Annotated in this window: 15 protein-coding genes; 5 read left to right on the forward strand and 10 right to left on the reverse strand. The window is 44.1% G+C overall.

All coding sequences use genetic code 11. From position 1 onward, the window contains the following. Nucleotides 1–6 precede the first annotated feature (6 nt). Nucleotides 7–837 (reverse strand): ammonia-dependent NAD(+) synthetase, encoded by an 831-nt coding sequence (nadE, locus tag F0229_RS10130; protein WP_017062768.1) that lies wholly within the window; start codon nucleotides 835–837, stop codon nucleotides 7–9. A 109-nt stretch (nucleotides 838–946) separates the two neighbouring features. On the opposite strand from nadE, the gene F0229_RS10135 reads away from it, so the two are divergent. Together F0229_RS10135 and F0229_RS10140 are read left to right on the forward strand one after the other, a co-directional pair. Next, on the forward strand, nucleotides 947–1,468 hold the full coding sequence (locus F0229_RS10135) for a nicotinate-nicotinamide nucleotide adenylyltransferase (protein ID WP_017064305.1): 522 nt from the start codon (nucleotides 947–949) through the stop codon (nucleotides 1,466–1,468). Between the two features lie 27 nt (nucleotides 1,469–1,495). Beyond that, nucleotides 1,496–1,981 carry a hypothetical protein gene (locus tag F0229_RS10140; protein ID WP_017064306.1) on the forward strand — a complete coding sequence of 162 codons (486 nt, stop codon included), beginning with the start codon at nucleotides 1,496–1,498 and terminating at the stop codon, nucleotides 1,979–1,981. 133 nt (nucleotides 1,982–2,114) lie between these two features. Here F0229_RS10140 and F0229_RS10145 read toward each other — a convergent pair whose 3' ends face one another. Further along, a complete protein-coding gene (locus F0229_RS10145; protein ID WP_171732755.1) occupies nucleotides 2,115–2,741 on the reverse strand; it encodes an AraC family transcriptional regulator in 627 nt (208 codons plus the stop codon). 175 nt (nucleotides 2,742–2,916) lie between these two features. Between F0229_RS10145 and F0229_RS10150 the strand changes: the two genes are divergently transcribed. Beyond that, nucleotides 2,917–4,023, forward strand: coding sequence for a 1-acyl-sn-glycerol-3-phosphate acyltransferase (locus F0229_RS10150; protein WP_017062764.1), 1,107 nt, complete (start codon nucleotides 2,917–2,919; stop codon nucleotides 4,021–4,023). Between the two features lie 149 nt (nucleotides 4,024–4,172). Here the strand turns inward: F0229_RS10150 and F0229_RS10155 are convergent, their stop codons facing one another. After that, nucleotides 4,173–4,772 (reverse strand): hypothetical protein, encoded by a 600-nt coding sequence (locus F0229_RS10155; protein ID WP_017064309.1) that lies wholly within the window; start codon nucleotides 4,770–4,772, stop codon nucleotides 4,173–4,175. A gap of 103 nt (nucleotides 4,773–4,875) precedes the next feature. Here F0229_RS10155 and F0229_RS10160 point away from each other — a divergent pair, with 103 nt between their 5' ends. Continuing rightward, nucleotides 4,876–5,172: a YnjH family protein gene (locus F0229_RS10160; RefSeq protein WP_017064310.1), complete on the forward strand. Its 297-nt coding sequence runs from the start codon at nucleotides 4,876–4,878 to the stop codon at nucleotides 5,170–5,172. Nucleotides 5,173–5,208: 36 nt separating this feature from the next. On the opposite strand, the gene F0229_RS10165 is transcribed toward F0229_RS10160, so the two are convergent. Further along, nucleotides 5,209–5,508 (reverse strand): YfcZ/YiiS family protein, encoded by a 300-nt coding sequence (locus F0229_RS10165; protein WP_017062761.1) that lies wholly within the window; start codon nucleotides 5,506–5,508, stop codon nucleotides 5,209–5,211. Between the two features lie 541 nt (nucleotides 5,509–6,049). On the opposite strand from F0229_RS10165, the gene F0229_RS10170 reads away from it, so the two are divergent. Next, a complete protein-coding gene (locus tag F0229_RS10170; protein WP_004731875.1) occupies nucleotides 6,050–6,511 on the forward strand; it encodes a TetR/AcrR family transcriptional regulator in 462 nt (153 codons plus the stop codon). Nucleotides 6,512–6,906: 395 nt separating this feature from the next. Here F0229_RS10170 and F0229_RS10175 read toward each other — a convergent pair whose 3' ends face one another. From F0229_RS10175 to F0229_RS10200, 6 genes are all read right to left on the reverse strand, one after another. Continuing rightward, nucleotides 6,907–7,689, reverse strand: coding sequence for a heme ABC transporter ATP-binding protein (locus F0229_RS10175; RefSeq protein ID WP_171732756.1), 783 nt, complete (start codon nucleotides 7,687–7,689; stop codon nucleotides 6,907–6,909). Next, nucleotides 7,689–8,726 (reverse strand): iron ABC transporter permease, encoded by a 1,038-nt coding sequence (locus tag F0229_RS10180; protein WP_017064312.1) that lies wholly within the window; start codon nucleotides 8,724–8,726, stop codon nucleotides 7,689–7,691. Before F0229_RS10180 ends, F0229_RS10175 begins: the two co-directional genes overlap by 1 nt. Nucleotides 8,727–8,829: 103 nt before the next feature. Further along, nucleotides 8,830–9,717: a hemin ABC transporter substrate-binding protein gene (locus tag F0229_RS10185; protein WP_171732757.1), complete on the reverse strand. Its 888-nt coding sequence runs from the start codon at nucleotides 9,715–9,717 to the stop codon at nucleotides 8,830–8,832. 148 nt (nucleotides 9,718–9,865) lie between these two features. Next, nucleotides 9,866–10,279, reverse strand: coding sequence for a biopolymer transporter ExbD (locus F0229_RS10190; protein WP_017062756.1), 414 nt, complete (start codon nucleotides 10,277–10,279; stop codon nucleotides 9,866–9,868). Beyond that, a complete protein-coding gene (locus F0229_RS10195; protein ID WP_017062755.1) occupies nucleotides 10,276–10,977 on the reverse strand; it encodes a MotA/TolQ/ExbB proton channel family protein in 702 nt (233 codons plus the stop codon). Before F0229_RS10195 ends, F0229_RS10190 begins: the two co-directional genes overlap by 4 nt. Before the next feature lie 2 nt (nucleotides 10,978–10,979). Continuing rightward, entirely contained in the window at nucleotides 10,980–11,771 is a 792-nt protein-coding gene (locus tag F0229_RS10200; RefSeq protein ID WP_171732758.1) for a TonB family protein, read from the reverse strand. Nucleotides 11,772–11,823 lie beyond the last annotated feature (52 nt).

Raw genomic sequence — 11,823 nt, forward strand, 5'->3', positions numbered from 1 at the left:
AAACAATTAATCGTAGATCGTTGGGATCGGTTGACGCTTGTGCTGTGTTGCTTTGTAGATGCCTACTAAGCGGTCTGACACGTCTTGAGGGACTTCTTTACCTTCAAGGAAATCATCGATTTGGTCGTAAGAAAGGTTCAATGCTGCTTCGTCGGCTTTCTGTGGATCAAGCTCTTCTAGGTCGGCAGTAGGCACTTTCTTAACCAATAGCTCTGGCGCACCTAGCGTTGCTGCAAGTTCACGAACTTGACGCTTGTTCAGGCCAAACAAAGGCGCTAAATCACATGCACCGTCACCGTGTTTGGTGTAGAAGCCAGTGATGTTTTCTGCTGAGTGGTCAGTACCAATCACAAGACCACCAACGTAACCTGCAATTTCGTATTGCGCGATCATGCGAGCGCGAGCTTTCACATTACCTTTAACAAAGTCGATTTTTGCTGAGTCTGTTGGTAGTAAACCTGTACCTTCAAGTGCAACGTGAGATGCTGCGTGAAGCCCATCAACACCCGCTTTGATGTTTACAGAAACAGATTGAGAAGGCTGGATGAAAGAGAGAGCAAGTTGTGCTTCATCTTCATCTTTTTGTTCGCCGTAAGGTAGGCGAACCGCAATGAATTGGTAGTCGTTGCTGCCAGAGTTTTCATTCAGGCTATCCACGGCCATTTGTGCCAAGCGGCCACAGGTCGTTGAGTCTACACCGCCACTGATACCAAGGATCAGAGACTTGCAGCCTGACTGCTGAAGTTTCGTTTTAATAAAGTCCACACGACGAGTCACTTCGAAGTGAGGGTCAATTGAAGGTAGTACGCGCATTTCGTCACGAATTAACTGTTCCATTCGTATTCCTTTCCTGCAAGCAAATTAAAAATCTAGTGTTATCATACCTAAATCATCCGATTTAAAAACCTCTTTGCACAAGCTTAGAAAGAGAAGGCAGTAATAAACAATGGAAAAAATAGCCATTTTCGGTAGTGCGTTTAATCCACCGAGCCTAGGGCATAAAAGTGTGATTGATTCGTTGGCTCACTTTGACAAAATTCTACTCGTTCCAAGTATTGCCCATGCTTGGGGAAAAGAGATGCTAGACTTTGATACGAGATGTCAGTTAGTTAATGCATTTATCAGTGATCTTTCACTGGATCAAGTTGAGCTTTCGTTGATCGAAAAGAGCTTATTTACACCCGGCGAAAGCGTGACGACTTTTGCTGTACTCAGTGAACTGCAAAAGTTACATCGTGACGCTGAACTGACGTTTGTTATTGGCCCAGATAACTTCTTTAAGTTCTCATCTTTCTATAAATCAGATGAGATTACTGAGCAGTGGTCTGTAATGGCTTGCCCTGAAAAAGTGAAAATTCGCAGTACAGACATACGTAATGCACTGATAAGTGGAAGCGATGTGGCAAAACTGAGTACAAAGTCAGTTACAAAGATGTTGCAAGATAGTGGACTGTATCAGATAATGTAAGTTCACTAATCAAGAGGTCAGAGGACTATGCTAAAGAGCGCGATACCAGCGACGTTGATCATGGCAGCATGTAGTATGCCTGCGTATGCTGAGTGTGATTTTTTTAGCTTAGATTCAATCATGCTGACTTCTGATGAAGATGACAATTGTCTAGATTTCTCGACCAGCATTGAGTCTTTTGGCCAACGTATGATGGAAATCAGTGGGCTGAGCGATGATGAACCGGAAAGCACACCGGACTATTGGTCTGACTGGGTTCTTCAAACCAAAGACTCGCCATTGCTGACACAAAGCATTGAGTCAAACTATGTTGGCTTGGGTATGTGGTTTCCAGAAGACCTTGAAGATGAGCAGTATGATATGTCGACTGAAGAGTGGTTGATGAATCATGGTCTTCAACTCAGCATCGGTTTTGGCGAGAAAGTCGAAGGGCAGCCGCGTATGCGCTTTGATTATCGTTGGCACGACTCACGTGACGCCGACCTAATGATGCAGGTTGAGTTGCCATTTTAGACAGGCAGATACACAGATAGATTGCTATCTACGTCTAAATAGTAAAAATTAAAAAAGCCGCAAAAACTCAGTTTTTGCGGCTTTTTAGTATCTGGCTTGCGAGTTTTAATACCAGCACTCACTTTCCGCCAAGCTATAAATCTTCACCAAAAACAAGCATACACAGTTGCTCGAACTCTTCTTCTTTACCTGAGAACAGATCATCAATCACAAGTGAACGTTTTTGACCTGACTGCATGCGCTTCTTCGCTTCTCGCATCACCATCACCAGAGTGTGCTCTTGTGGCAAGTTTGAGTCATCAATGTTCCATTGATTGAATCGCTGAGAAAGAGCACTTTCGCAAAGCAGGGGTTTAAACGACAACACTTCTTGCTTCAATACAGAAAGCATATCTTTAAACGCTTGTTCCGTAGTATTGGCATTAGAAGCGCGAGCTTTGGTTTGTTCTAGCTTTTCTAGTAGTGCCGAAGAGAGGTTGGTTTGCGTAATGTAACCCGCTTGTCTTGGGAATGAATCCGTCAAACGAACAGAAAAATCGACACGGTTAACCTGAGTGTTTGGAAAGTAGGTCAGTGACGTTAGGCAGTCGTGTGGAATCCAGACGCTTTGTCCTGGTTCAACGGCATACTCTTGTTTGCCTAACTTAATCAAAACCAAGCCACTTTGAACCGATACAAGGCTATGTTTAAGTACTTTCTTGCGTGGTGTGATCACCAAGTGTGAAAAGTAAGCCGATGTATATTCAATAGCGAAGTTCATAGATAGTACCTTAATTTTGGGGCGTCAAGATTACCGTTAATTTTAAAGAATGCCAACAATAACAGGGGATTTTCAATGTTTCTGGTCTGACCTTGTCAAAAGTATGGGCTCTGTAGCTGCGAGAAGTCAAAACAACGCGTAGAATGAGCCAGCTTTTTATTATATGAATTAAAAAATGACCTCTCCAACCGATCCATATGTTGATATTCGTCCTTACGGCGATGATGAAATTCCAGCGGCACTAAACCGTCTTATTAATGATGAAGAATTTATCAGTGCAATCTTGCACTACCGTTTTTCAAACCATGCGTCTTGGTTCAAAGCATTAATGAGCCCGATTTTGCGTGTGTACTTAAAAATGAAGTGGAGCAAGCTGACTAGCGTTGAATCCATTCAGATTGAAGTGAAAAAGTACTTACGCGACACGTTAGCGAAAACCACTAACGGTGTGACGTACACTGGTATCGAGTCACTGGATGCGAACCAAGCTTATCTGTTTGTATCAAACCATCGTGACATTGCTATGGATCCTGCGTTAGTAAATTACGCTCTGCATCAAAATAATCATCAGACTTGTCGTATCGCTATCGGAGACAACCTGTTGAAAAAGCCATGTGCGACTGAATTGATGCGTTTAAACAAGAGCTTCATCGTAAAGCGTTCTTTGAAAGGACCGCGTGAGATGATGAAAGCGCTAGGGCAGTTGTCTTCTTACATTAAGCACTCTCTAGAAACGGGCAACTCAATCTGGATCGCTCAAAAGGAAGGTCGTGCGAAAGACGGTAACGATTTTACTGAGCCAGCAATTTTGAAAATGTTCCACGTTGAAGGACGTAAGCAAAAAATTGCTTTCCCTGAATACGTGAAGTCATTGAAGATTGTTCCTGTGGCTATTTCTTACGAGAACGACCCATGTGACACGGCTAAAGCGATAGAGCTTTTCGAAAAAGACGTAAACGGCAGTTACGAAAAGGGTGAGTTTGAAGATATCGAAAGTATCATTCAAGGCATCATCGGTGATAAAGGACGCGTTCACGTTGGTTTCGGTCAGGTTATCGACCAAGATTTTGATACGCCTGAAGCGCTTGCTGAAGAGATCGATCGTCAGATCCACGATAACTACAAACTGTTCCCAGTAAACTTGCTGGCAGCAGAAAAAGAAGATGAGTCGATTACAGCGGCCGTTAAACAAGAGTTTGAAGCTAAACTGTCGAGCCTGCCACAAGGTGCGCGTCAGTACTTGATCGATAGCTACGCCAACCCAGTGAAGAACATTGGTTAACGAGCGTTAGTTAGCTTGCTAGTTGATTAGCAACTTGATTGAATTGAAAAAGGAGCCTTGGGCTCCTTTTTTGTTTCTGAATCACCATTTGTTGCTGCGATCGAGCATTAACGTATTAGAGCATTAGAGCATTAGAGCAATAGCTTGAATTAGCGAGCGACTGCGCCACCGAGCTCTAGATTGGTTGGCCATGTGGTTACAGTGTTACCGCCCAGATAGATGTTGCCTTTGACTGTCATGGTCTCGGGGAATGTTGTAATCCCAGAACCGCCTATATAAAGGTCGCCGTCAATCACGATCCCGTTGGGTAACTCGGTTAAAGGAGTGCGGATCACGCTCAGATCGCCTTTTACTCTAAAGCCATTCGGTAGCCTTTCCAGTGGAGTGTCGGTGAGGTTGATAAAGCCGCCCACTCTTACACCTCTTGGCCAGCTGGTGATTTGGCTGCCAATCAAGTCGACGTAACCTTTTATCTTAACCCCGCTCGGGACTCGAGCGAGTTGGCTGTTAGAGCCTTTAAGGCTGCCGTTCACTTCTAACCCTTTGGGTAGGCGTGTGATCGCAGTATTCTCTATATTGAGATTACCATCTACCACCAAGCCAGTTGGAAGTGATCTATAAGGCTTATTTCGTAGATATAAGTTTCCGTAATTATCGAGATGGTTCAATATTTGATAGTGATCGAGTGGTTCAGCACTGACATTTGTTATGGTTAAGGAACCAATAATAAGTGCAATTATTCTGAGCATAACAGGCTTCTTATTACGATAGACGCTTACACTATAATGGAAAAATTAATCTCGCATAGTGTTTTACCCATTTGGCGGTAGATTAACGAGGAATGGAGCAAAGATGATAGGTAAATCAATGATTAGAGTAAATATACGAATTATTAAGGTCTTTCTGATAGCCGCTTCATTGTTTGGCTCAATGTCTGCGAGTGCCAATAAAGTAATTTCAACGCCCGGTAAAGCTGCGGTGGTGGTGACACAAGGCGGTCAACAGCAACGAGTTTGTTATTACGATGACAAGGCTTATAGCATTGGGGCAGTGTTAGAGGTGGGGGGCGTAGTGATTCAGTGCGCTGCAGAAAACGATTTTGAGAAAAATGGGTCACTGGCTTGGGTTCAATTAAAAAAAGACGAGTAATTCACTCGTCTTTTAATAAGCATATAAATGCTTATATTAACGCGCTAGAGAGCGAGTCTTAAGTTCAAAAATAATCTTCTCAGCGCTAACTTCAAATTTAAAGCGAGCGTGCAACTCTGTGCTTTCTTCAGTCATCTCTGATGCTTCGAACTCAACGTTGCTAGACACTTGTTTAGCAAGTTCAACATACTTAGCAAACTCAGCTTCAATCAGTGCTTTTGAGTTTCCGTAAACCGTTACTTCAGCAACATCGTCGCCTTCTTTAATGATGAACCCGATTTCGCCTGCACAGCCGCAAGCCTCACATACATCGTTGTTACCAATATCTTGGCTCATAAATAATCCTCTTACAAAGTCTGAGGTTATTCTAACGAGCAATTTGAACTGTATCTACAAAAATTAAAACCTTTGAACTAATTTATACTGGTATGCTATGTTGTTTGTTAAGGTGTTTGATGAATATCTATATTCGCGCCGGCAAATATGTATGTGATTTACCTCACGTTTTGTTGAAAAGGAATGTTATTAATATGTCAGAATATCATTCACTTAGTTGCGCCAGGAATGATTTTATAAGACTATCTATCGCTTGATAGGTATTTATACAATGAATTTTTCGTTGGGTATTTCATATTCTAAGTCGTTATTTAAACTTATCGACTTAGGATTGTAAGGTGATTTTCGAAGAATAATTAGACAAAGTGTCCAAAGAGGCATCACTGTAAAATTGTTCGTACATAGTATTTGTGTGAATTTAGTTATAAATACTTGCGAAAAAATACCTTGCTCACATAATGCTGATAACGATTTTCATTCTGACTTCATTCTGACTTCATTTGATTGAGTTAGATGGATTTACAAAGAGAAGAGCCTGAATATGCCAAAGCGTAGTAAAGAAGATACAGAAATCACGATCCAGAAAATCATGGATGCCGTTGTAGACCAGCTACTAAGATTGGGTTACGACAAGATGTCATACACGACGTTGAGTCAACAAACGGGTGTTTCTCGTACAGGTATAAGTCATCACTTTCCAAAGAAAACGGATTTTACTGCTGCTCTAGACGGTCGTATTTTCAAGATGTTCATGGAACACATTGACTTCGAAAATGGCCTTGACGCATTTTCAGCTAGCTGGGTTGCAGCACTTGAAGACGCTGAGTTCCTAGCAATCTTACGTTTACTTTTCCATCATATCGTTACTGCTGAGAGCGCACATGAGTTCGCTGCAAACGGTATTGATCGTCTATACAAGCTGACTGAAACTCAGTTTGGCGATACTAGCGGTAAAGAACTAGAGTGGCTGATTGGTAAATCATTGATTCGTATGAGCCAATAATCAGCACTCAATAAAAGAAGCTCCTACGGGGGCTTTTTTTGTGCCTGCCGTTTCACTTCTTGTACGTTTTTCTCTCAATCCCACATCGATGTCGCAGTCTTGTTGATTGATGCTGAATGATGTTATTTCCTTTCTTTTTATATGCTTACGCTCGCGGCTTGTTTTACTCTTCAGTGTTAAAAGCTAAGTAACCCTAACGGGTAGTGTTCATTTCTAGAGCCTCAAATGCTCAAGGTGAGTCGTTTTGGTGCTTGCTGCTGTGGTTATTAATAAAATTGAGTTTAAGCCGAGATAGTGGCTGTGAGCCAATAAAAAGCCCCGAACAAATCGAGGCTTAGGATTACGTCATTGTTATCAAGAACGAATACTCAAAACGAGTCGCTCCTTAATCGGACTTATTGTGCGGGGTGAACCTGAGGGAAGCTCATGGTTGGGTGTTTTTCTACGATACTTTTGTAACCATACACATCTTCTATCATCGAAGGTTTCAGTGCATCCCAAGGCTTGCCATCACACGCCAAATTGCCATCTTTCAATACCACCAATCGATCGGAATACTGCGCGGCTAAGTTGAGATCATGCAAAACCACGATAACCGCGGCATTGTGGTTATCGGCTAATTCTCTCGCAATCTTTAAGGTGTTGTGCTGGTGGGCAAGATCCAGTGCAGAGGTTGGTTCATCAAGCATCAAAATACATTGGTCACCAGAGTGGTGAAGCTGAGTTAACACTCGAGCCAAGTGCACTCGCTGCTTTTCACCGCCTGATAGTGAAGGGTAAAGCCTTTCACTCAGGTGAGTCACATCAGCAACATCCATTTTTTGGCTAGCAATGCTAGTTAGTTTTTTGTTGGATTCTTGCAGAGGAATCCCACCAAGCTCGACAACTTCATGTGCCAAGAATGGGAAGGTCAAGGTGCTGTGTTGAGGAAGCATAGCAAGGTGCTTAGCTAACTTGTGAGAAGGCCACTTGTCTTTGCTGTGTCCAAAATACTGGATATCGCCGTTGCTTGATATCTCTTGGCATAAAGCTTTAAGCAGCGTGCTTTTACCTGCGCCATTTGGTCCAAGCAGTGTAGTTACCTTTCCCGCTTCAATCTCAATAGAAACGCCATCTAATATCACTTTACTGCCGAACTTCACTTCGATATCGGTCGCTTTTAAAGCTGAAGGAAACATTAAAGGATTCTCCCTTTCTGTTGAAATAGTAGATATAAGAAGAATGGGGCGCCGATAATCGCAGTGACAATACCTACAGGTAGCTCTGCCGGAGCAAGTACCACACGTGAGAACATGTCTGCGGCGGTTAGCAGCAGTGCGCCTAGTACCGCTGATAGTGGCAACAGAACTCGGTGGTCAGGGCCTGCCAACATGCGACCTAAATGTGGGATAACCAATCCAATAAAACCAATCATGCCAGACAGGCTAACTGTGATACCAACGCCCGCAGCCGTCAGTAGAATCAGCTTTCGTTTCAGCTTTTGAACTGGGATACCAAGGTGTTGCGCTTCTGACTCGCCCAGTAATAGAGCATTTAGAGACATCGCTTGGCGGTAGAAAACAACAAACAAGCCAACGAGCGTGACAGCTGCCAGCAAAATTCCTGACCACTTAGCGCCCGCCAATGAACCCATCGACCACAATGAAAGATCGCGCAGCATTTGGTCATCAGCAATGAAATTCAAGAAGCCAATACCTGCGCCAGAGAGCGCACTGATCGCCACACCCGCCAACAACATGATGGTGACAGAGGTGCCGAATTTACCTGTACCCAGCTTATACACCAGCAGCGTGGTTAAAGCGCCGCCAAGAAAAGCGAACACAGGAACCGCAGCAAAGTTCATGAAAGCAGGGTATTGAAGCGATAGCTCAGAGAACAAAACGATAGCCAGTGCAGCACCTAATGCTGCGCCCGCAGACACACCTATGATGCCAGGTTCTGCAAGTGGGTTTCGAAACAAACCCTGCATCACTGCACCACACAAGGCGAGGATCGCACCAATCAGCATGCACAAGATGGTTCTAGGTAAGCGGATCTCTTGAATCACTAAGTTGATGTGAGGTGCTAAGTCATTGTTTGGTTTAATTAAGCTTGTGGCGCTGTCCGCTAAGCTAATGTTCATTGGCCCAACAGTTATCGAGTACAGCGCGACAAAAGCTAGGGTTGCACCTAGAGCTAACATCGACGTTTTCAGTGGGACGGAGCGTAACAACATAAAGGGCCTCAATATCTATCGCTAACTTCGACCTCCTTCAACAACAGCGTGAGTCAGTTGGTGAGGGAAGCGAATTAGCGATAGCAGAAATAGGGTGGTTGAGTTATAGCGGGTAGATAAGTGCGTTTAGACGCTTTGCTTCAGAGAGGCTTTCTAGGCCAAGCCCCCCAACCAAAGCACTGCCATTTACGGTAATGATTTGCTTGTTCATACCTGCAGGCGTTGCCGCTAGCATAGGCAGTGATTTCAGGATGGCATCTGCGCCGCCCATTTTTTGATAACTACGGCCGCTTACTAAAATGACATCAGGTTGCATCTCAACGAGTGATTCCATTGAAAGTGGCTTGTAAGACGTTAAGCTCTGAGCGGCAGGGTTGATACCGCCAGCTAACTCGATGATTGCGTTTGGTGATGTTTCACCGCCAGCAACGTTGGCAGGGCGACCTTCATGCAGCAACAGGAATAGAACTTTCTTCGCTTCGTTGCTTGGTACTTGGTTCGCTTTCAGTGCTGCGATCTTTTGATTCACATCGGTTTTCACTTGCTGCGAGTGGTCTTCGGTATGGGTGATCTTTGCGATTTGGTCGATACGCTTTAATAGCCCTTCCACGTTTGCTTCAGTGTTAACAATCTCTACATCGACGCCTGCCGATTTTAATTGAGAGATAGCGTTGTCTGGTCCCATTTCATCCGAGCCAATCAATGTGGTTGGCTCTAGGGCGAGTAAGCCTTCCGCAGACAGGTTTCGGTGATAACCAATCTTTGGCAGGTTTTCTCCTTGAGGGAAGTGGCTGGTCACATCAATCGCGACTAACTGCTCTTCGGCACCTAATGCCAAAACCAATTCAGTAACGGCACTGCCAGCACTGATGATTCGAGGTTGTTCAGCGTCGTTGGTCATTGCGGGTGCGCTAAGTGCCAGGCTGATTGCAGCTAATGAAAGAAGAGGTGTCTTGGTCTTTAATTTATTGAGCACGTTTAAGTTGTTCATAATAAGTTCTTTATATTTTCTTTTTGTATCGCGAAGATACTCAGTGAGCAGTCCGTTCGCATTGTGAGTTCGAATCGATAGAGAGGCTTAGTCTGCTTGTTTAGTTTTATCAACCAGAAGCCAAACCTCGTGAAAATTGAGTGTCGCTCTAGCCATCGTCCGTGAGCAATTGAGTCGCTGGTATTCCGTTTTCTTGAAGGAATGAAAGCAACTTCACTAGGTTCTCCACGTTAGCGGCTTTATCTGCGCCAATGATGATCGGTTTTTTATCCGTTGAACCAGTCTCTTCTAACAGGGCAATCTTGAAATTTTCCCAGTCGATGTATTCTTGGCCGTTAATTGCCCAGTAGGGTTCGCGGTCTAAAATATTGACGCTAATTGAATCCTTGTGGACTTCAGAAACGTTTTTAACATCCGAGCTTGGCAGCTCAACTTCTAGCGATTCCAGCTTTACCGATGCCGTAAGCAATAGAAAAACCATCACGATAAAAATGATGTCGAGCAGCGGTGTTAAGTCTGGCGCTAGGCTCTGTGTGTGAGATGAGTGGGGCGTTTTAATCATGCTTGACTCACATCACCGATAGAGGTTTTGTTGACAGGCTTACCTTGAGTATCATCAGACTGATTGGTTTGAATCGACATGCCTTCTAGCCACACATTCACATAGTTCAATGTATGCTCCAATTGAGCTAGCACTCGATCGGCCCATAGCCCGAGTAGCTGAGCACCAGAAATAGCTGGAAGCGCAATCATTAAACCTGCTGCAGTGGTTCGCATTGCTAATCCAAGACCATCTGCCAAATCATTAGGCGTGATGCTGCCTGTTGTCGCGGCAACGCCTTTAAACATCTCAATAAGACCAAGTACCGTACCAAGCAAGCCGATGAGTGGGCTTATCACGCCGATCAAACCAAGCAGTCTTAAACCGGCATGAAGCTGGTGGCGTTTTTCTTGTAGCCAGATTCCAGCAGCATCTTCACGTAGCCCTTTTGAGAAAGAGTGGTGAGCAAGCAACATTGACACGCCCTTGTACAGTAGCGGGCGTTTACCTGAAATCGACTGAGCAAGCGCTTCAATCTCTTTACTGTTGGTTGGTGAAATTTGGTTAAGCTCACGACGAATAGCACGTTTGCCCACACCAATGCTGAGCATGACTTGGAAGACACGTTCAGCGATGATCATTGCTGTTAATGCTGAGCAGATAAGAAGAGGCCAAGTCATTAAGCCAAGTTGATCTTGTAAGTAACTGATTTGTTGCATGATTAATCCAACCTAAAACGAACAGGTATTTGTACTCGGTGAGCAATCGCTCGACCATTGACAGTGTGAGGTGAGAATTTCCATTGTTTAATGGCATCTAATGCGGCGTTATCGAGCATTAGCGCGCCTGATGAATTTACTAATGCTTGTTTAATTTGTTTGCCTTCAGCGTCTAGCCAGATCTCATACGTTGCGACACCCTCAACGCCACGGCGTCTTGCTTGGCGAGGGTAATTCGGTGGGGTAGGACGCGCAGAGAACGAAGGTTTAGTGACCCAAACCGGCTCTTGGTTTGATACGCCTTGATTTACTTCCTGAGGCTGGTTGGCAGACTCGTCCATATTCTTATCGACTTTCTTGTCGGCCAGTTTCTCTGGTTGAGTGGCTGGTTTTGGGCGTTCTTTCTTAACTACCTTTTTCTCAGTTACTGGTTTCTTTTGAACCGGCTTCTTCTCGACAACCTTTTGCTCAATCACTTTTTTCTCAACTTTCTTTGGTTGAGGTTTATTGGTGATCGCTTTTTTCTTTGGGATTGGCTTAGCTTGCTTTGGCTCAACCGTTTTTGGTTCGGCTTGTGAGACGGTTTCTTTTATTGGCTCAGGTTTAACTGGCTCTGTGATTGTTTTTTGCTGAGCTTGTGAAGGAACGCTCTTAGGAGTGAAGTTGATCGATACCGTGTTCGATTGGCTACCTGCAGGCATCGCAAATACTTTGGATTCTTGAGCGACAAACAACAACGCGGCATGAATCACTAACGATGCACCGCCTGCAATAACATATCTAGGAACGTTCACAATCAATCCTTTACCAAATCAAAATTCTGTATCGGATTATTGCTTATAATCT

It is taken from the genome of Vibrio sp. AIC-3, assembly GCF_013114515.1.
In the GTDB taxonomy this organism is placed as follows: domain Bacteria; phylum Pseudomonadota; class Gammaproteobacteria; order Enterobacterales; family Vibrionaceae; genus Vibrio; species Vibrio crassostreae_C.